This is a genomic window from Brevundimonas sp. (assembly GCF_041911375.1).
Lineage (GTDB): Bacteria > Pseudomonadota > Alphaproteobacteria > Caulobacterales > Caulobacteraceae > Brevundimonas.
Genome location: NZ_JAYRPA010000019.1, coordinates 1 through 19314 on the forward strand (window position 1 = coordinate 1; position 19314 = coordinate 19314).

At 68.7% G+C, this 19314-nt stretch carries 22 protein-coding genes and 2 tRNA genes; 13 read left to right on the forward strand and 11 right to left on the reverse strand.

Features of this window, described 5'->3' with window-relative positions:
• On the reverse strand, positions 1–684 hold a 684-nt coding region (locus tag ACE3PU_RS03180; protein WP_374386567.1), incomplete at its 3' end, for a lysophospholipid acyltransferase family protein.
• Positions 681–2516: an ABC transporter ATP-binding protein gene (locus ACE3PU_RS03185; protein WP_374386569.1), complete on the reverse strand. Its 1836-nt coding sequence runs from the start codon at positions 2514–2516 to the stop codon at positions 681–683. The genes ACE3PU_RS03180 and ACE3PU_RS03185, both read right to left, overlap by 4 nt.
• Positions 2517–2597: 81 nt before the next feature.
• On the opposite strand from ACE3PU_RS03185, the gene ACE3PU_RS03190 reads away from it, so the two are divergent.
• Entirely contained in the window at positions 2598–3263 is a 666-nt protein-coding gene (locus ACE3PU_RS03190) for a protein tyrosine phosphatase (protein WP_374386571.1), read from the forward strand.
• A gap of 3 nt (positions 3264–3266) precedes the next feature.
• Here the strand turns inward: ACE3PU_RS03190 and ACE3PU_RS03195 are convergent, their stop codons facing one another.
• From ACE3PU_RS03195 to ACE3PU_RS03210, 4 genes are all read right to left on the reverse strand, one after another.
• Entirely contained in the window at positions 3267–3473 is a 207-nt protein-coding gene (locus ACE3PU_RS03195) for a hypothetical protein (protein WP_374386573.1), read from the reverse strand.
• The gene (locus ACE3PU_RS03200; protein ID WP_374386575.1) at positions 3470–3634 is read right to left on the reverse strand and encodes a hypothetical protein; all 165 of its coding nucleotides are present in this window, start codon (positions 3632–3634) and stop codon (positions 3470–3472) included. Before ACE3PU_RS03200 ends, ACE3PU_RS03195 begins: the two co-directional genes overlap by 4 nt.
• 70 nt (positions 3635–3704) lie before the next feature.
• On the reverse strand, positions 3705–3944 hold the full coding sequence (locus ACE3PU_RS03205) for a DUF4170 domain-containing protein (RefSeq protein ID WP_374386577.1): 240 nt from the start codon (positions 3942–3944) through the stop codon (positions 3705–3707).
• Between the two features lie 91 nt (positions 3945–4035).
• On the reverse strand, positions 4036–4704 hold the full coding sequence (locus ACE3PU_RS03210) for a J domain-containing protein (protein WP_374386579.1): 669 nt from the start codon (positions 4702–4704) through the stop codon (positions 4036–4038).
• A gap of 45 nt (positions 4705–4749) precedes the next feature.
• Between ACE3PU_RS03210 and ACE3PU_RS03215 the strand changes: the two genes are divergently transcribed.
• The 8 genes from ACE3PU_RS03215 (at position 4750) to metG (ending at position 15015) form a co-directional block, all read left to right on the forward strand.
• Positions 4750–5055, forward strand: coding sequence for a BolA family protein (locus ACE3PU_RS03215; protein ID WP_374386610.1), 306 nt, complete (start codon positions 4750–4752; stop codon positions 5053–5055).
• Between the two features lie 80 nt (positions 5056–5135).
• Positions 5136–6953: an ATP-binding protein gene (locus ACE3PU_RS03220; RefSeq protein WP_374386581.1), complete on the forward strand. Its 1818-nt coding sequence runs from the start codon at positions 5136–5138 to the stop codon at positions 6951–6953.
• 124 nt (positions 6954–7077) lie between these two features.
• Positions 7078–7542: an RcnB family protein gene (locus ACE3PU_RS03225; protein ID WP_374386583.1), complete on the forward strand. Its 465-nt coding sequence runs from the start codon at positions 7078–7080 to the stop codon at positions 7540–7542.
• A 96-nt stretch (positions 7543–7638) separates the two neighbouring features.
• Positions 7639–9327, forward strand: a complete 1689-nt coding sequence (locus ACE3PU_RS03230) for a cisplatin damage response ATP-dependent DNA ligase (protein ID WP_374386585.1) — start codon at positions 7639–7641, stop codon at positions 9325–9327.
• 148 nt (positions 9328–9475) lie between these two features.
• Positions 9476–11440, forward strand: a complete 1965-nt coding sequence (locus ACE3PU_RS03235; protein ID WP_374386587.1) for a biotin carboxylase N-terminal domain-containing protein — start codon at positions 9476–9478, stop codon at positions 11438–11440.
• A 9-nt stretch (positions 11441–11449) separates the two neighbouring features.
• The gene (locus ACE3PU_RS03240) at positions 11450–11848 is read left to right on the forward strand and encodes a DUF1489 family protein (protein WP_374386589.1); all 399 of its coding nucleotides are present in this window, start codon (positions 11450–11452) and stop codon (positions 11846–11848) included.
• Between the two features lie 62 nt (positions 11849–11910).
• Positions 11911–13257 (forward strand): MATE family efflux transporter, encoded by a 1347-nt coding sequence (locus ACE3PU_RS03245; RefSeq protein WP_374386591.1) that lies wholly within the window; start codon positions 11911–11913, stop codon positions 13255–13257.
• A gap of 54 nt (positions 13258–13311) precedes the next feature.
• Entirely contained in the window at positions 13312–15015 is a 1704-nt protein-coding gene (gene metG, locus ACE3PU_RS03250; protein WP_374386593.1) for a methionine--tRNA ligase, read from the forward strand.
• A gap of 3 nt (positions 15016–15018) precedes the next feature.
• Here metG and ACE3PU_RS03255 read toward each other — a convergent pair whose 3' ends face one another.
• Both ACE3PU_RS03255 and ACE3PU_RS03260 read right to left on the reverse strand, forming a co-directional pair.
• Entirely contained in the window at positions 15019–15549 is a 531-nt protein-coding gene (locus tag ACE3PU_RS03255) for a rhodanese-like domain-containing protein (protein ID WP_374386596.1), read from the reverse strand.
• Positions 15550–15551: 2 nt separating this feature from the next.
• Positions 15552–15878 (reverse strand): ArsR/SmtB family transcription factor, encoded by a 327-nt coding sequence (locus ACE3PU_RS03260; protein ID WP_374386598.1) that lies wholly within the window; start codon positions 15876–15878, stop codon positions 15552–15554.
• A gap of 44 nt (positions 15879–15922) precedes the next feature.
• Here ACE3PU_RS03260 and ACE3PU_RS03265 point away from each other — a divergent pair, with 44 nt between their 5' ends.
• On the forward strand, positions 15923–16270 hold the full coding sequence (locus tag ACE3PU_RS03265) for a carboxymuconolactone decarboxylase family protein (protein ID WP_374386600.1): 348 nt from the start codon (positions 15923–15925) through the stop codon (positions 16268–16270).
• Here the strand turns inward: ACE3PU_RS03265 and ACE3PU_RS03270 are convergent.
• From ACE3PU_RS03270 to rlmB, 3 genes are read right to left on the reverse strand one after another with little or no spacing between them, the layout of a single operon-like run.
• A complete protein-coding gene (locus ACE3PU_RS03270) occupies positions 16267–16596 on the reverse strand; it encodes a rhodanese-like domain-containing protein (protein ID WP_374386602.1) in 330 nt (109 codons plus the stop codon). The genes ACE3PU_RS03265 and ACE3PU_RS03270 overlap by 4 nt on opposite strands.
• Complete coding sequence (locus tag ACE3PU_RS03275) at positions 16593–17399, reverse strand: YjbE family putative metal transport protein (RefSeq protein ID WP_374386604.1); 807 nt, start codon at positions 17397–17399, stop codon at positions 16593–16595. Before ACE3PU_RS03275 ends, ACE3PU_RS03270 begins: the two co-directional genes overlap by 4 nt.
• A gap of 31 nt (positions 17400–17430) precedes the next feature.
• The gene (gene rlmB / locus ACE3PU_RS03280; RefSeq protein WP_374386606.1) at positions 17431–18327 is read right to left on the reverse strand and encodes a 23S rRNA (guanosine(2251)-2'-O)-methyltransferase RlmB; all 897 of its coding nucleotides are present in this window, start codon (positions 18325–18327) and stop codon (positions 17431–17433) included.
• A gap of 151 nt (positions 18328–18478) precedes the next feature.
• On the opposite strand from rlmB, the gene ACE3PU_RS03285 reads away from it, so the two are divergent.
• The 3 genes from ACE3PU_RS03285 to ACE3PU_RS03295 form a co-directional block, all read left to right on the forward strand.
• A tRNA-Tyr gene (locus ACE3PU_RS03285) sits at positions 18479–18562 on the forward strand.
• Between the two features lie 79 nt (positions 18563–18641).
• A tRNA-Gly gene (locus tag ACE3PU_RS03290) sits at positions 18642–18715 on the forward strand.
• 63 nt (positions 18716–18778) lie between these two features.
• On the forward strand, positions 18779–19314 hold a 536-nt coding region (locus ACE3PU_RS03295; protein ID WP_374386608.1), incomplete at its 3' end, for a GTP-binding protein.

A 19314-nucleotide genomic window follows, 5' to 3' on the forward strand; every position in this document is an offset into this window, starting at 1 on the left:
GGCGGGCGGCAGGCCGGTGATGGCGTCGGCGCGCGCCTCCACGGCGTTCAGCCGGTCCGCCCAATCGCGCCGCACCGCCTCCAGGTCTTCGCCGTCGGGATAGTCCGCCACATCCCAGACGATGGCGCCCCGCGCGAAGGGCAGGGGGATGATTGCGCGGTCCCAGCTGTTCAGCCGGATGGCGGGGTTGCAGGACATGCCGATGAACAGGGTCGGCGCCTTGGATATCCTGGCCATCATCGGCAGGCCCTCGGCCATCTGGCGGGCCGGCCCGCGCGGGCCGTCCGGCGTGATGGCCAGGGCGCCGACTTTGAGCTGGCGCAGGCCGGCCCGCAACGCCTGGGAGCCGCCCTTGTCGCGGTCGGCCTTGTCCTTGTTGGACGACGATCCGCGGATGGCCGGGAAGCCCTGAAGCGCCACCGCCCTGGCGATGAATTGCCCATCGGCGGACAGGGAAATGAGGGCCTTGGCCGGTTGCGCCCGATGCAGCGGCCAGCAGGCGGGAGACAGGGCGATGCGCGAGTGCCAGAAGGCGCAAAGCACGCCGCCGCCCTTGGCCCAGACGGCCTCTGCGACGGCCTCGTTCTCGTGCGTCCACCGCATGGTGGAGAAGCAGAACTGCATCCAGCGGGCCAGGATGACGGACAGGGCCGTCTGGACGGCCGGGATACGCAGGGGTCTCACGCCACGGTCTCGACGGCGGGCGCTCCATCGAGCGACTGTTGACGCGCCAGGCGAGCATAGAGTCCGCCCTGGGCCACCAGGGCCTCGTGCGGGCCTTGTTCGACCACGCGGCCGGCCTCGAGGACATAGATGCGATCGGCGTTGCGGACGGTCGACAGGCGGTGGGCGATCATCAGGGTGGCGCGGCCCTCCATCAGTCGCTCCAGCGCCGTCTGGACCAAGGCCTCGCTCTCGGTGTCCAGCGCGCTGGTCGCCTCGTCCAGCAGAAGGATCGGCGCATCCTTCAGGAAGGCGCGGGCGATGGCGATGCGCTGACGCTGACCGCCCGACAGGCGTACGCCCGCCTCTCCGGCGCGCGTGTCATAGCCCTCTGGCAGGGCCATGATGAAGTCGTGCGCCGCGGCGGCCTGGGCGGCCGCCTGAATCTGGTCCAGGGTCGCGCCCGGGCGGCCGTAGGCGATGTTGCTGGCGATGGTGTCGTCGAACAGGAACGGTTCCTGGGTCACGAGGGCGATGTGGTCGCGCAGGTCGGGCAGCTGGAGCTCGCGCACGTCCCGGCCGTTCAGGCGGACCGCGCCGCCGGTGACGTCGTAGAAGCGCGGCAGCAGGCTGAGCACGGTGCTCTTGCCGCCGCCCGACGGGCCGACCAGCGCCACCGTCTCGCCGGGCGCGACGCGCAGCGACACATGCTCCAGCGTGGGCGCGGCTCCGTCCTGCACGGGGCCGTAGGCGAAGGATACGTCGTCCAGCACGATCTCGACCGGACCCGAGGGCAGGGCGGCGGCGTCGGTCGCCTGGCGAATCTCGGGCTGGATGTCCAGGGCGGTGAACAGGCGCCGCGCGGCGGTGAAACCTTCGCTCATCACCGTGGCCAGGTTGGTGACCTGCCGCAGCGACTGGCCGGCGGCCAGCAGCATGCCGATGAAGGCGGCGAACTCGCCGACGTCCATCACGCCTTCCTGGGCCTGCCAGCCGGCGTAGGCCATGACGGCGGCGACGACCGAATAGGCGACCAGATCGCTGGCGGGGCCGGCGAAGGCGCGCGCATTGGCGCCCTTGATGACGTGGCGCTGGCGGCGGGCGACGACCTCGGCCACGCGCGCCTCCTCGGCAACCTCGCGGTTCTCGAGCTTGATCAGGCGGACGCCGTCCAGATTCTCCATCAGGGCGGTCGACAGCGCCTCGCTCTCGGCCATGGCGCCCTTGGCGGCCTTGCGCGTCTTGCGGCCGAAGCGGCGCAGGATCAGGGTCACCGCCGGGATGCCCAGCATGACCACCATCGCCAGCTTCCAGTCGATCCAGAACATATAGAGGATGACCGCGATCAGCGTCAGGCTGTGCTGGGTGTAGTTGACCACGCCCGAGGTGAAGGCCTCGCGCACCAGATTGGCGTCGTAGAGAACGGTGGAGACGAAGGCGCCAGAGTGCTGGGCGCGGAGCCGCGCCAGATCGGCCCGGATCATGGCCGCGAACAGCCGAACCTGGATATCGCCGACGATGCCATGGCCCAGGCTGTTGATCAGCGCCGACTGGCCCGCCGAGCAGAACGTGCGGATCGCCGCCACGATGACGATGGTGACGGGGATCCACAGAAGGGCCTGGGCGTCGTTCAGACTGACCAGGTTGAACAGCCGCACCGGCCCGCCGCCGGGTACGAACAGGCCGTTGACGGCGGGCTCCAGCAGTCCCAGCAGCACGGCCGACAGGCCGCCGGCCACGCCCGCGCAGACCATGGCGGTGAGCAGCGCCAGCTTGTTGCGGGACAGGTAGTCGCGCCAGATGCGCGCCAGCAGGGCGCGCAGAGGCATGGACTCGGTGGCGGAAACAGTCATCGGCTCTCGGTCGGACGGCTGGGGGTTCAAGTCAACCCGCCGGTGGTGACGTCGGCGCGCGGGTTCGCTATTGGCGCGGACATGGAGCGCTTCGATCTCTCGACCGCCGCGGGCCGTTTCAAGGCGGGCTGGGACTATTTCTGGATGGATCACGCCTTCCTGCGCGTGGCGTTTTCGAACGCGCACTGGCTGGGGCCGGACCTGGTGCGCACCAACCAGCCGTCGCCGCGACAGCTGGCGTACTGGAAGAAGAAGGGTGTTCGCACGGTCATCAACCTGCGCGGCGAGCGGGATGAGAGTTTCCACGCGCTGGAGCGGGACGCCTGTGCGCGGCTTGGGCTGACGCTGATCGACGCCCCGCTCGATTCGCGCGATGCGCCGGGGCGCGACCGAATCCACCGCGCGCGCGAGCTGTTCCGGACCATAGAGTATCCGGCGCTGATTCACTGCAAGTCCGGCGCGGACCGGGCGGGGATGATGGCGGTGCTTTACCGCCACTTCCACCTGGGCGAGCCGATCTCGGTCGCCATGAAGGAGTTGTCGAAGAAGTACCTGCACCATCGGGAGGGACTGACCGGGGTGCTCGACTTCACCCTGGAAAAGTATGTGCGCGAGGTGGAGCCGAGAGGGATTAGCTTCATCGACTGGATCGACAGCCCGGACTACGACCCCAAGGCGATCCGCGCCGAGTTCAAGGCCGGCTGGTGGGGGACGGTGCTGACCGAGCGGCTGTTGCGTCGGGAATGACGCTCAGCCCCAGGGGCCTCGACGCGGCCTATCCTGCGAGGGGGCGCTGACGCCCCGGTCAAGCTCGGCTTCGCGGCGCGCCTTGCGGTCGGCCTCCCAGCGCTTGAACCAGGCGCGATGGGCCATGTGGCCGCGCAGCGAGACCATGAACAGGACCAGCACGCCGAGAAGGCTGACGAGCTGAAAAATTTGCTGGCCGTCCAGGTTCATCGATCAATCCGCTCGTCCGGCGCCGGGCCGGGCGTGGTCGGGTCGCGCCAGGCCGTGTCGGTCTCGCGGGACCGGGCCGCGCGTCGGCCCCGCCCGCGGGCCCAGAAAGCCAAGCCTCCAGCGATCGCCAGAAGGACGACCACGATCAGAATCGTCTCCATCCTCGTTTCCTTTGCATGCTCTGCTTGAGAGAGCGCGCCAGGCGAGGCGGAGGTTCCGGTCAGTTGCGGATCAGGCGTCGCCGCGCGGGTCGATCAGCTTGTGGGCGTGCAGGATGAAGTAGCGCATGTGCGCGTTGTCGACCGTGGCCTGCGCGCGGGCCTTCCAGGCCTTCTTGGCGTCTTCATAGTTGCCGAAGGCGCCGACGAATTCGACCTGCGACAGGTCGCGGAAGACCGGCTCGTGCAGGTGGCGCAGTTCGCCGCCGATGACGAGGTGGAGCAGTTGCGGCGCGTCTTTGGCTTCAGCCATGGCGAAATCCTTGGTGGGGAGGGCGTTTGCGCGGCGGCATAGGCGGTAAGGCGGAAAGGATCAACCGGTGTGGCCGCGAAGGCCCGCCCAATCAGGCCAGACCGGCCTTCTTCAAGGTCTTCCAGGCCTTTATGACGCGCTGAAGCTTGGCCTCGGCGCCGCGATCGCCGCCGTTGGTGTCGGGGTGAAAGCGCTTCAGCATCTCATGATAACGCGCCTTGATGGCCGCCTTGTCCGCGCCGGGCTCGAGATCGAGGTCGGCCAGGGCGCCGCGTTCCAGCTTGCCGACCCGACGGTCCTCGGCGGGCGAGTGCGGCGTCTGGTCGCCACGACGCCCGAAGAGGCCGAAGCTGTCGCGCCAGGATCCGGCGCCGGCGGTGTTGCCCGTGCCCATCTTGGCGGCGAACGCGGCGGCCTCGCGGCTGAACTTGCCCGCCTTCATCTCCCAGGTCGGACGACCGCCTGTCATGGCCTCGTTCTCCTGCGCCGCGCGGACCTCACCCTCGCTCATTCCGGCGTAGAAGTTCCAGCCCTTGTTGTATTCGCCGGCGTGGGCCTGACAGAACTCATAGAAGTCGTTCAACCGCTCGCGCGACTTGGGCGCCTTGGCGGTCGCGGCGCGGCGACAGTCCGGCCACTGGCACGGCTTCTCGCCCGGCTTCAGGTGCAGGACGTCGGCATGAGCCGCCTCTTCCTCGGGCTTGGGCGGCTTCACGCGTATGTCGGTGAAGCGCGGCTTGTATTGAAAGGAAGCGGACATCAGCCGAAGTGTAGGCCTGAATTGGACGCCATCAAGGAAACGATCATGTCAGACGGTCCCATCGCCGCTAAAATTCGTGAAAAGCTGACGATCGGGCTGTCGCCGGACCGGCTCGAGCTCGAGGACGACAGCTGGCGTCACGCCGGTCACCACCACGAAGGCGGCATGGACGCCAGGCCCGGCGGCGAGAGCCATTTCAATCTGGTGATCGTGGCGGCCGATTTCGAGGGGCGTTCTCGCGTCGAAAGGCAGCGGCTGGTCAATGGCTTGCTGCGGGACGAACTGGCGGGCCCGGTCCATGCGCTGTCGATCCGGGCGATGACGCCGAGCGAGGCGAAAAACAGCGCCTGATTGCGCAAGAAACCAGCGTTCACTTCGTCTTAGAAACTTCGCCTTAGCGTCACGCCGCATTAGAAGTGGGGGACGGCTGAATGGTGGAATCCGACGGCGTCGCAAAGCCGAGTCCGACCGATCAACGCGCCGGCGACGCGGCCCAAGCGCTGACCGCCATTCTGCAGACCCAGTATCTGCGCTACCTGATCATCGCCAGCTGGGCGCTGGGCCTGTTGGGGGTCGTGCCCTGGTGGCAGGCGATGCTGTGGTTCGGCGGAACCGTGGGCGCCGGCGCCGTGCGCGGCGCGTTCGAACGTCGCATGGCCGATCGGGTGAGCGGCGGCTGGGGCTTCGTCTTCCCGACAGTGGCGACGATCACCACCGGCGCCTGGGCCGTGGCCCCCTTGCTCGCCTGGTTCTCGCACGCGCCGTTCGGCCAGCCGCTGGCCGTCGCCCTGGTGATTTCCGGCTATGTGCTGGTGTTCGCGCAGCTGCGCAGCTCTCCGCGCCAGGCGGTCATCATCTCCTCGCCGTACGGCGCCGCATCCACCATCATGCTGCTCAGCCTGATCGGACAGCCGGAGTTCTGGTCCCTGCTGCTGGTCCTGCCGTTCACGGCGGCTGGACTGTTCGTGCTGGTGACCATGACGATGCTGCGAGAGGAACGCATCCGCGCCTTCCAGGCGCACCAGGCTCACCTGATCGAGGAACTGGAGAGCGCCCGCGACAGGGCCAACGCCGCCAACGACGCCAAGTCCAACTTCCTGGGGGTGATCTCGCATGAGCTGCGGACCCCTATGAACGGCGTGCTGGGCGCCGCGCAGCTGCTGAGCGCGACCCGGCTGGAGACGACCCAGCGCGAGTATCTTTCGATCATCCGGAACTCCGGCGACAATCTGCTGAGCCTGCTGAACGACATCCTCGACATGACCAAGATCGAGGCCGGCAAGATGACCTTCGAGGTCGTCGACGTCGTCATCGACGACCTGCACAAGCGCATCACCGGTCCGTTCGAGGCGCAGGCCGAGGCGAAGGGGCTGTCGTTCGTCTCCGTCTTCGAAGGCGAGCGCCCGACGACGGTCCGGGGCGATCCGCTCCGCGTCTGTCAGGTCGTGCAGAACCTGCTGTCGAATGCGGTCAAGTTCACGGACAGCGGCGAAATCCGCTTCGTGGTGCGCAGCGAGCGCATCTCCGAGAATAGGGTTCGATTCGACTTCTCGGTGGCCGACAGCGGCGCGGGAATCGCCCAGGCCGATCTGGAGCGGCTGTTCCAGCCGTTCACCCAGGTCGACGCCTCTTCGACGCGCCGGTTCGGCGGAACGGGACTGGGGCTAACCATTTCGCGCCGCATGGCCAACATCATGGGCGGCGACATCACCGTGACGTCGAAGCTGGGCGAAGGCTCAACCTTCACCTTCACCGTCGAAGCCGAGGTGTCCGAGTGGGCGCGCCCGGCGCCGGCCGAGGAGATCCACGCCGAGTTGGAAGGCGTCGAATCGCTGCGCGTCCTGGTCGTGGAGGACCATCCGGTCAACCGCATGATCCTGGAAGCCTGGATGAGCTCGGCCGCCCATGTCACCGCGACGGCGGAAAACGGCGCACTGGCCGTCCGGGCCGCCGATGAGCAGCCGTTTGATCTGATCGTGATGGACGTCAACATGCCGGTGATGGACGGGCTGACGGCCACGCGCATGATCCGCGAGGGCGGCGGCCTGAACGCGCAGACGCCGATCGTGGTCCTGTCCGCCTCGGCCCGCAGCGAGGATCATGAGGCGGGGCTCGAGGCGGGGGCGGACGCCTATCTGAACAAGCCGATCGATTTCGGCGCCTTGGCGGAGCTGATGGGCCGAGTGCCGGGCGGACGCGAGGCCGTGGCGCAGGGCGAGGCGCGGGCGGAGCGGCCGGTCGCCGCCTGATTGCGGCGGAATAACGGCCTTTCGCTGAACGGCAGACGACCACGCCGGTTCAGAAGCCCCTCAGCCGCCATGTCGCATCTTGCGGTCAAGTCGAAATGGTTCGACCGCAGATGGAGACATCGAAATGAAGAAGATTCTCACCGCCACGCTGGCCGCGGTCATGGCCACCTCCGCCCTGGGCGCCGCCGGCGCCGCCTCGGCCCAGTCGCGCAACGATCATCGCTACGAACAGCGTCATGACCGCCGCGAGGCGCGCCAGGATCGCCGGGAGTTCCGTCAGGAACAGCGCCAGGATCGCCGCGAATATCGCCAGGAACAGCGCCAGTATGCGCGCTGGCAGCAGGCGCAGCGCCGCTATCACGCGCCCCGTTACGTCGCCCCGCGCGGCTATGCGGTTCGCAGCTGGAGCTATGGCCAGCGGATGCCGTCCTACTACCGCACCAACGCCTATGTGGTGCACGACTACGGCCGCTACGGCCTGCGGGCCCCGCCGCGCGGCTATCAGTACGTCCGCAGCGGCAACGACGTGGTGCTGGCCGCTGTCGCCGGCGGCCTGGTCACCGCGGTCATCGCCGGCCTGTTCAACTGATCCTGAGATGTTGGGATGCGCGCCCCGGAGGGAAACCTCCGGGGCGTTTTCCGTTGTCCCTACCGGCGACGCTTCGGCCGCCCCAGATGGATGACCATGCGCGCCTTCGCCGAGCTTCTGGACCGCCTGTCGCTGACCGCCTCGCGCAACGCCAAGCTGGTGCTTGTGCGCGACTATCTGAAGGCGACGCCCGACCCGGACCGGGGATGGGCGCTGGCGGCGCTGACCGGCGACCTGAGCTTTTCGGCCGCCAAGCCGGCGATGATCCGCAAGGCGGTGGAGGCGCGGGTCGATCCCGTGCTGTTCGGCTGGTCCTATGACTACGTCGGCGATCTGGCGGAGACCGTCTCGCTGATCTGGCCGCCGCCGGCCGATTATCGACCCAATCGCGAGCCCGAACTGGCCGAGGTGATCGATGCGCTGCAGCGGGCGGGGCGGGGCGAGGTCCAGCCGCTGATCGAGGGTTGGCTGGACGCGCTGGAGCCCAAGGGGCGCTGGGCGCTGCTGAAGCTGGTGACCGGAAGCTTGCGCATCGGCCTGTCGGCGCGGCTGGCCAAGACGGCGGCGGCGATGATCCGTCCGGCGACCGCCGTCGCGCCCCCCGATCCGGAGGGCGACGAGCCGGAAACGGCGCTGGAGCCGGTGGACGTGTCCGACATCGAGGAGGTGTGGCACGCGGTCGATCCACCCTACGCCGACCTGTTCGCCTGGCTGGAGGGGCGAGCCGAGCGGCCCAGTCCCGACGCGCCGGGCCGATTCCGGCCGGTGATGCTGGCCGTCGCCATCGACGAGGCGGTGGACTTCCAGAAGCTGGACCCGGCCGACTACGGCGCCGAATGGAAGTGGGACGGCATACGGGTGCAGGCGGTCCGCGAGGGCGGCGTGGCCAAGCTCTATTCGCGCACCGGCGACGAGATTTCCGGCGCCTTTCCCGATGTGATGGAGGCGTTGGCCTTTGACGGGGCGATCGACGGCGAACTGCTGGTGCTGCGCGATGGGCGCCCGGCGCCGTTCGGGGACTTGCAACAGCGGCTGAACCGCAAGACGGTGGACGCCAAGCTGATGGCCGCGCATCCGGCGGGCATCCTGGCCTATGACGTGCTGGCCGAGGGCGGCGACGATCTGCGGGCCTTGCCGCTGCGGGAGCGGCGCGCGCGGCTGGAAGCCTTGGTCGCGGTCCACCCCGGCGAGCGGCTGAAGCTGTCGCCCGTGGTCGATTACGCCGACTGGGAGGCACTGGGGCGGCTGCGCGCCGATCCGCCGGTCGGGGCGGCGGCCGAGGGGCTGATGCTGAAACGCTGGGACAGCCCCTATCTGGCCGGGCGGCCCAAGGGCCCCTGGTTCAAATGGAAGCGCGACCCGCACGTCATCGACGCGGTGCTGATGTACGCCCAGCGCGGGCACGGCAAGCGCTCCAGCTTCTACTCCGACTACACCTTCGGCGTCTGGACGGAGGAGGGGGCGCTGACGCCGGTGGGCAAGGCCTATTTCGGCTTCACCGACGAGGAGCTGAAGCAGCTGGACAAGTTCGTGCGCGATCACACGGTCGAGCGGTTCGGGCCGGTGCGCTCGGTTCGGGCCGAGCGGGACTTCGGCCTGGTGCTGGAGATCGCCTTCGAGGGACTGCAGCGGTCCAGCCGCCACAAGTCAGGCGTGGCGATGCGCTTTCCGCGCGTCAGCCGCATCCGCTGGGACAAGCCGGCGCGCGAGGCCAATACGATCGACGATGTCATGGACCTGCTCGACGCCATCGAGAGCGGCGGCGGGCGGGTGGCCAAGGTCTAGGCCCGCGCCCCTGCGCTCCGGGCGGAGTCGGGCAGGGCGGGCGACACGTCCCGGACCTGTCTCGAGCAACCACGGCCCCCGAAACGGGGATGGAGAAGTCCGTGCGTCTCTACTCGCCTGTCTCGCACGATCCGGCTAAGAACCTCCGATGTTCAAGTCCGTCCTGGTCGCCAATCGTGGCGAAATCGCCTGTCGCGTCTTCCGCACCGCCAAGCGGATGGGAATACGCACCATCGCCGTCTATTCCGAAGCGGACGCCGACGCCCTGCATGTCCGCGAGGCCGACGAGGCGGTGCTGATCGGGCCGGCGGCGGCGCGCGAGAGCTATCTGGACGGGGCCAAGGTGCTGGCGGCGGCCAAGGCGACGGGGGCGGAGGCGATTCACCCCGGCTATGGGTTCCTGAGCGAGAACGCCGACTTCGCGGAGGCGGTCGCCGCGGCGGGTCTGATCTGGATCGGGCCCGACCCGAAGTCGATCCGGGCGATGGGCCTGAAGGACGCGGCCAAGCAGCTGATGATCGAGGCCGGGGTTCCGGTGACCCCGGGCTATCAGGGCGCGGACCAGTCGGAAGAGACTCTGTCGGCCGAGGCGGCGCGGATCGGCTATCCGGTGCTGATCAAGGCGGTCGCGGGCGGCGGCGGCAAGGGGATGAAGCGGGTCGACGATCCCGCCGACTTCGCCGCCGGTCTGGCCAGCGCCAAGCGGGAAGGAGCGGCGGCCTTCGGCGACGACCGGGTGCTGATCGAACGCTACATCACCCGGCCGCGCCACATCGAGGTGCAGGTGTTCGGCGACCGACACGGCAACGTCGTCCACCTGTATGAGCGCGACTGTTCTCTGCAACGCCGCCACCAGAAGGTGATCGAGGAAGCGCCGGCGCCGGGCATGAGCGAGGCCGTGCGGGCGGCGGTGACCGAGGCGGCGATCAAGGCGGCAAAGGCCGTTGATTACGTCGGGGCCGGGACCATCGAGTTCATCGCCGACGCCTCTGACGGGCTCAGGGCCGATGGCGTCTGGTTCATGGAGATGAACACCCGGCTGCAGGTCGAACATCCCGTTACCGAGAGCGTGACCGGCGTCGATCTGGTCGAATGGCAGTTCCGCGTGGCGGCGGGCGAGCCGATCCCGTTGAAGCAGGACGAGATCAAGCTGAACGGCTGGGCCATGGAGGCGCGCCTCTATGCCGAGGATCCGGCGAACGGCTTCTTGCCGTCGATCGGGCGGCTGGAGCATTTCGTCATGCCGGACGGCATCCGCGTCGACACGGGCGTCGAGCAGGGCGGCGAGGTCAGCCAGTTCTACGACCCCATGATCGCCAAGCTGATCGTGCATGAAGACACGCGTGAGGCGGCGGCGGCGAGGCTGGCCGAGGCGGCGGGCGAGGTCGAGGTCTGGCCGGTCAAGGCCAACGCCGGGTTTCTGAAGCGCTGCCTGGAGCATCCGCGCTTCGTGGCGGGGGATGTGGACACGGGCTTCATCGCAGCGGAGGAGGGGGCGCTGAAGCCGGCGCCGTCCGATGCGGCGACGCTGGCGGCCCTGACCCTGGTGGCGGAAGCGGCGGCGGAAGCGGTCGAACCCGGCGCCGACCGGTTCAGTCCCTGGGGCGGACAGCCGGGCCTGTCTTACGGGACGCGCCTGAACGCCCAGGCCCAGACCACGATCTGGGCGCGGGTGGACGGACAGGCTGTCTCGGCGCCGGTGACGCCGGTGGAGACGGGCTGGCGGGGTCCGCTGGGCGAGCAGGCCCAGCTCGGCTTCGATCAGGTCCAGGCCGGCGAGCGCCTGTTCGGCTATCGCGTGGTCGAGGACGGCTTCGTTCTGTTCGTCGACGGGGAGGCGCGTCAGGTCGCTGCATATCGCGCCGCGGTGGCGGGCGCCGCCGGGGCGGTTTCCGACGGGGCCCTGCGCGCGCCCATGCCAGGCAAGGTCGTCGCCGCGCCGGCCAAGGCCGGCGACCGGGTTACCAAGGGCCAGCCGGTGGTGGTGCTGGAGGCCATGAAGATGGAGCACGCGCTGACCGCGCCGTTCGACGGCGTGGTCGAGAGCGTGTCGGCGGTCGGCGAGCAGGTGACCGAGGCGACCGTGCTGGCGGTGGTCAAGGCGGACGCCTAGATCGCGGCCATGGCGCTTCACATCATCAAGCTGGGCGTCGGCGTCCCGGACGTCGAATGGCTGGAACGGCGCGCGGCCAAGGGCGGGCCGCTGGTCGTGCATACGCGCATGACGCCCAAGCGCGCGGCCGAGATCGAGGACGGCGGGTCGCTGTTCTGGGTGGTGAAGGGGACGATCGTCTGCCGCCAGCCGGTGTTGGACATCTCGACCCTGGGCGAAGGCAAGGCCAGCCGGTGCGAGATCACCCTGGAGCCGAAGGTCATCCGCACCGCGCCGATGGGGCGTCGACCCTTCCAGGGCTGGCGTTATTTCGAGCCCAAGGATGTCCCGGCCGACCTCGACACGCTGGAGGCCGGCGAAGCGCCCGAGGAACTGGTCAAACAGCTGCGCGAACTGGGCGCCTGGTAGGCTGAACCCCAAGGATTTTGGGAGTTGACCCCGGCGTGGGCGCGTGGCCTGTGCCGCGTCCCATGTCCTTCCTCAGCCCCCATTCCCGATCCGCCCTTCGCGACCTGCTGACCCTGGCCTGGCCGGTGATCCTGTCGCGCGTGGGGATCATGACCATGGGTCTGACCGACGCCATCGTGGTCGGGCGGTTTTCGAGCCAGGAGCTGGCCTACCACTCGCTGGCCTGGGCCCCGACGTCGATCGTGGTGACGACGGCGGTCGGGCTGATGCTGGGCGTGCAGGTGATGACCGCACGGATGCTGGGCGAAGGTCGCCGTCACGCGGTCGGCGCGGTGCTGCGCCGGGGCATGGTCTATGCGGTGCAGATCGGCGTCGTGTCGATGATCGCCCTGATCGCGGTCGGGCCCTGGGGGCTGGGCCGGATGGGGCTGGAGGACGGGCTGGCGGAGGGCGCCGGGCCGGCGCTGGTGGTCTTCGCCCTGTCGATGCCCTTCTATCTGATCTCGGTCGCCGCGCAGTTCTTCCTGGAGGCGCTGGGCCGGCCCAAGCCCGGCATGATCGCCATGTGGGCGGCCAATGGCGTGAACCTGGCGCTAAACCTGCTGCTGGTGCCCGACCTGCTGGGCATCGGCTTCGACGGCGCCTTCGCCTCGGCCTGGGCGACGTTCGGGGCGCGAGCGGCGCTGGCCGTCTTCCTGGTCGTCTATATCCTGCGCCTGCCGGAGGCGCGGGCGCTGGGCGTGTTCGACAAGCCCCAGCGCGACCCCCAGGGCGCGCGCGACCAGGTGAAGGTCGGGCTGGGGGCCGGGGCGTCCTATTTCATCGAAGTCGGCGCCTTCTCGGGATTCACCTTTTTCGCGGGCCAGATCGGTGCGGCGGAGACGGCGGCCTGGGCGGTGGTGCTGAACGTTTCGGCCATCGTCTTCATGATCCCCATGGGCCTGTCGTCGGCGACGGCGGTGCTGGTCGGACGCAGCTATGGCGCCGGCGACGGGCGGGGCGTGCTGAGAGCCGGGCTGGTGGGGTTGGGCGTTGTGGCGGCCACGACCTTCGTGGTGGCTCTGCTGGTATGGCCGAGCGCCCATCTGATCGTGGGCGCATACAACCGCGACCCGGCGCTGCTGGCCATCGCCGCGCCGGCGCTGGTTCTGGCGACGCTGTTCTTCGTGGCGGACGGCGTGCAGGTGGTGGCGGCGCAGGCCAACCGCGCGGCGGGCGACGTCTGGTGGCCGACCATCATGCATTTCACCGCCTATGGGGCGGTGATGATGCCGCTGGGCTGGATTCTGGCGCACCGGATGGGCGTGGACGGCCTGGTCTGGGCCATCATCATCGCCAGCCTGACGTCGTCGACCCTACTGGCTGGCCGGTTTGTCCGTATCGCGCGCCGTCTGCCGCAAGGCGTTTGAGGAAAGCGCCGCGCCGCTCTATATCCCTGCGCTTCCCCGAACTCCTGGACGACCATGGCCCGCATCCTCATCACCTCGGCGCTGCCCTACATCAACGGCATCAAGCACCTGGGGAATCTGGCGGGCTCGATGCTGCCGGCGGACGTGTGGGCGCGGTTCAAGCGGGGGCAGGGGCATGAGGTGCTCTACATCTGCGCCACTGACGAGCACGGCACGCCGGCCGAGCTGGCCGCCGCCGCCGCGAACCAGGACGTGCGCACCTATTGCGACGAGCAGCACCTGATCCAGAAACGGGCCGGCGAGGCGTTCGGCCTGAGCTATGACTGGTTCGGCCGGTCGTCGAACCCGCAGAACCATCGCCTGACCCAGCATTTCGCCGAGGCGCTGGAGAAGAACGGCCTGATCGAGGAACGGGTCGACCGGATGATCTATTCGATCGACGACGGCCGCTTCCTGCCCGATCGCTATGTCGAGGGGACCTGCCCCCACTGCGGCCACGTCGGCGCGCGCGGCGACCAGTGCGACAACTGCGGCCGCCTGCTGGACCCGACCGACCTGATCGACCCCTATTCGTCGGTCTCGGGGTCTAAGAATCTGGAGGTGCGCGACACCCGCCACCTGTATCTGCTGCAGACCAGGATCGAGCCCGAGATTCGCGCCTGGGTCGACGGCAAGACCGGCTGGCAGCAGTTGGCCAAGTCCATCGCCTACAAGCACCTGGACGAGGGACTGATCGACCGCGGCATCACCCGCGACCTGGCCTGGGGCGTGCCGGTGACCAAGGACGGCTTCCCGCGTCCCGGCATGGAGGACAAGGTCTTCTACGTCTGGTTCGACGCCCCCATCGAATATATCGCCGCGACCGAGGAATGGGCCGAGGCGACGGGCCGGACCTGGCGCGACTGGTGGCGTCTGGACGAGGGGGCCGAGGACGTCCGCTACGTCCAGTTCATGGGCAAGGACAATGTCGCCTTCCACACCGTCAGCTTCCCCGCCACCATCATCGGCTCGGGCGAGCCGTGGAAGACGGTGGACCAGCTGAAGGCCTTCAACTGGCTGAACTGGTACGGCGGCAAGTTCTCGACCAGCCAGAAGCGCGGCGTCTTCATGGACCAAGCGCTGGAGCTGCTGCCCGCGGACTACTGGCGCTGGCGTCTGACCGCCTATGGGCCCGAGCACGCCGATTCGGCCTTCACCTGGGAGGATTTCCAGGCTTCGACCAACAAGGACCTGGCCGACGTGCTGGGCAACTTCGTCAACCGCATCGTCAAGTTCGCCGAATCCAAGTTCGACGGCGTCGTGCCCGAAGGCGGAGAACCCGGCCCAGTCGAGGTCAAGCTGGAGGCCGACCTCCGCGCCGCCGTCGCCGAGGCGACCGAGCAGTTCGAGGCGATGGAGTTCCGCAAGGCCGCCCAGGCTGTCCGCGCCGCCTGGGTGCTGGGCAACGAGTATCTTCAGGAAGCCGCGCCCTGGACCGCGCTGAAGACGGATCGCGACCGCGCCGCCGTCGGCGTGCGAACCGGCCTGAACCTGGTGGCGCTGTTCGCCCGCCTGGCCGCGCCGATCCTGCCCTTCACCGCGCCGAAGATCGCGGCGTCGGTGGACGTCGACGACCTGAGCTGGCCCGCGCCGGACGCGGAACTGCTCGACGCCCTGCCCGCGGGCCAGGCCGTCGCGGCGCAAGGCGTCCTGTTCGCCAAGATCGAGGACGCGCAGGTGGCCGAATGGTCCGAACGCTTCGGCGGCGCCGAGGCCTGAGCGTCAAGGCCGGTTCCAGGGCACCCGGTTCAGCAGCAGCGCCAGGCCGCACCAGCCGGTGATCCCCGCCGTCGCAAGCGCGGCGCCGAAGAGGCCCGCCACGACGAAGCCCGCCGGGCTGATCAGGAATCCGGCGATCACCCCCACCGCGACCAGCAGGCCGACGACGATCTGCACCTGGCGAAAGATTGAGACGCCCGGCGCGGGCGAGACGCCGACGACCGGCAGGCCCTCCGCGGCCCAGGCGTCGATTCCGCCTTCCAGGTTGAACACCGGCTGGCCGCCCGGCGCGACGGCGCCCACGGCGGCGCAAGCCTGTCCGCCGCGCCCGCCCTTCTGGCATTGAAAGACGATCTTGCGGTCGGCCGGAAGATCCATGTCCTTCAGCATCGCAGCGACGCCGGCAAGCGGAGCGGACAGGGCGTAGGGGATGTGGGCGGCCGAGAACTCGTGCGGTTCGCGCACGTCGATCAGGACGGCCCGGCCGGACGCCAGCCAGCCCTGCGCCTGCCGTGGGGTGACGGTGTCGGGCATGGTCAGTCCTTTGCGCAAAAGTGGGCGTAGAGCACGGCCATGATCTCGACCGCCGCCGGGTGGGAGATGAAGTAGGTCAGGGTGCGGTGGTCCCGCCGGAAATCGACCACGCCCTCATCCTTCAGCTTGGACAGGTGCTGAGACATGGAGGTGGGCGCCACGCCCGTCTCCGCGATCAGGGCCGAGACGTTTCGCTCGCCCTGGGCGAGGGCGCACAGGATCAGCAGACGGTGCGGGTTGGCCAGGCTTTTCAGAAAGGTCGCCGCTTCGTCCGCCCTGGGCGGCAAGGCGTCCACGAAGTCCATGGCGAGCGCGTCTTTACATTTCATCCTTTGATCATATCATAAAAACATGAATTGAAAAGGAGGCCGTCGTGGCCAAGGACTATGCGGCGCTGACGCGCGACATCTCGACCTACATCGGCGAACTGCGACGGGCCCAGCCGGGCCCGATGCAGGCGTTCTCGGAATTGGCGAAGACGGCTTCGGCCGACGGGGCGCTGGACAAGAAGACCAAGGAATTGATCGCGCTGGCGATCGGCGTGACTCAGCGATGCGACGGCTGCATCGGCTTTCACGCCAAGGCGCTGAAGGATCTGGGCGCGACGCGCGACGAGATCGCCGAGGTGATGGCGATGAGCGTCTATATGGGCGGCGGCCCGGCGCTGATGTACGCCGCCGACGCCATCAGGGCGTTCGATCAGTTCGGGGAAGCCGGCTAGGCTTCGACCACGGGCAGGCCGGCCGCGTGCCAGGCCTTGATGCCGCCCGCCAGGTTGAAGATCGGCTGGCCGTCCGGGCCGGACGGGCCGACGTAGGCGCAGACGCGGTGGCTGCGGCCGCCGCTCAGGCACTGGACGATGATCTTCCTGTCCGCAGGCAGGTCCAGCGCCTGCCAGGCGGCCGGCATCTGGCTAAGCGGCGCCTGGATCACGCCCTCGATATGGGCGGCGGCGTATTCGTCCTGCTCGCGCACGTCGATCATCACGGCTTCGCCGGCCTGCAGCCAGGCCGCGGCCTCTTCGACCGAGACTTCGGCGACGCTCACTGGGCGGCTCCCGGTTCGGCGGGGGCCGGCGCATGCGTGTCTTCAGAGCGCGCCTGGCCCAGGTGGTGCGCCGCCTCTTCCGGGCTGATCTCGATAAAGGCCGGAGCGGAGGCGTTGAACTGCTCGGTGTTGCCGGTGCGGACCACCACCTGGCGGGCGCCGTCCCAGATCATGTGCAGGGCGACATAGAGCACCACCACCAGGCCGACGTAGCCGATCCAGCGGAAGCGGTGCAGGACCTTGGCGATATAGCTGGCGGCCACGCCCATCAGGGCGATGGACAGGACCAGACCGAAGACCATGATCCAGGGATGCTCGTGCGCGGCGCCGGCGACCGCCAGCACATTGTCCAGCGACATGGTGATGTCGGCGATCATGATCTGGAGCAGGGCGGCGCCGAACGACTTGCGCTGCAGGCCCAGTTCCTCGGGAGAGGGGCCGGAGCCGTGCTCGATGCTCATGGCCAGCTCGAGCTCCTTCTCGGCCTCGGCCTGGTCATGGGTCGCCTGTTCGCGCAGCTCCCGCCACATCTTCCAGCACACCCACAGCAGCAGCAGGCCGCCGGCCAGCAGCAGGCCGACGAGGGCCAGAAGCTGGACCGTGATGAGGGCGAAGCCGATGCGCATCACCACCGCGGCCGCCAGGCCGATGAGGATGGCCTTGCGACGCTGGTCCTGGGGCAGGGCGGCGGCGGCCAGGCCGACAGCCACGGCGTTGTCGCCGGCCAGCACCAGGTCCATCAGCAGGACCTGGCCCAATGCGGCGGCCTGGCTGGCGAATTCGGGGGAGGAGAGGAATTCCATGACCGCTCTCTAGCGCCGGTGCGACCTTATGTCAGCCGCGTTGCGCGCGGGCCGCCTCATAAAGCGCGATGGCGGCGGCGTTGGAGACGTTCAGGCTCTCGAAGCCGCCCGGCATCGGAATCTTGGCCAGCACGTCGCAGTGTTCGGCGACCAGCCGGCGGATGCCGTCGCCCTCGGACCCCAGGACCAGCACGGTCGCCTGGCCGTCCAGCGCCTCCTCCAGCGTCTGCTCCGCCGCGCCGTCAAGGCCGACGGCGCGCCAGCCGAGGTCGGCGAGTCGCTCGAGAGCGCGGCTGAGATTCGTGACGCGCGCATGGGGCAGGCGTTCGGTCGCGCCGACGGCGGCCTTGGCCAGCGCGCCGGCCAGGGCCGGGGCGTGGCGATCCTGGACGATGATTCCCCGCGCGCCGAAGGCCAAGGCCGAACGGAAGACGGCGCCGACGTTCTGAGGGTCGGTCAGCTGGTCCAGCATCAGGATGATTCCCTGCGCGGGCTGGGCGAGATCCTCCAGCGAGACGCCCTCCAGCGGCTGGACCTTGAAGGCCAGACCCTGGTGGACCGCGCCGGCGGGCAGCATCCGCGTCAGGGCGGGAAGATCGACGACCTCGATCCTGTGGCCGTTGGCCAGGCCGCCGGCCTCGATCTCGGCCGCGCGCTCGGCGGTGGCCATCAGGCGGCCCATGCCGCGACGCGCGGGATTCGCCAGAGCCGCCAGGACCGGGTGTCGGCCCCACAGGAAATCGTCGGCGTCGGCCCTCGAGCGATCGGGGGACCGATCCGACGCGCGCGCCGGACGAGGACCGTCGTCGCGGCCGCCGAATCCTTTGCCGGCGGGCCTTTCGAGCCGTTCGCGCGGTCCGCCGGGACGCGTTCCGAAGGCCAATTTTTTACCGTTTTTACGGTCGTTGCGTTCTGATTTCGACGACACTATAAGACGCCCTCCGATTTGGAGCCCCAAGGGCTTTCGGGTCTGGGCGCACCCTCTATCGCAGAGGATGCGGCAAGCCGAAGGCTTTTGTTTCGTCCCGCTTCCTTATGGGCGGAACGGAGGGGTCCGACGGTTTCGAAAGAGCGCGTTTGGGGGAATGTCCCGAGCGGCAAAGGGGGGGGACTGTAAATCCCCTGCGTAAGCTTCGCAGGTTCGAGTCCTGCTTCCCCCACCACGCGCTTTTCGAACACGACGGGCCCGGACGACGATAGGAACCAGCTGCGGCGTTCCCCAAGAACTTCCGCAGTCTCCGCGCGGGTATAGCACAATGGTAGTGCAGCAGCCTTCCAAGCTGAGGATGTCGGTTCGATCCCGTCTACCCGCTCCAGGTTTTTAGAAGATCAGCATCGCGCCCCTCCGCTGACGGACCCGGGCCATCAGGAGTTTGGCCATGGCCAAGGAAAAGTTCGAACGCACGAAGCCGCACTGCAACATCGGCACGATTGGTCACGTTGACCACGGCAAGACGACGCTGACGGCTGCGATCACGATGACGCTGGCGAAGGCTGGCGGCGCGAAGGCGATGAACTACGCCGACATCGACGCGGCGCCGGAAGAGAAGGCGCGCGGCATCACGATCAACACGGCGCACGTGGAATATGAGACGGCCAACCGTCACTATGCGCACGTCGACTGTCCGGGCCACGCCGACTATGTGAAGAACATGATCACCGGCGCGGCGCAGATGGACGGCGCGATCCTGGTGGTCTCGGCCGCTGACGGCCCGATGCCGCAGACCCGCGAGCACATCCTGCTGGCCCGTCAGGTCGGCGTGCCGGCCCTGGGGGTCTTCATGAACAAGGTCGACCTGGTCGACGACGAAGAGCTGCTGGAACTGGTCGAGATGGAAGTGCGCGAGCTGCTGAGCAGCTACCAGTTCCCGGGCGACGAGATTCCGATCACCAAGGGCTCGGCCAAGGCCGCGAC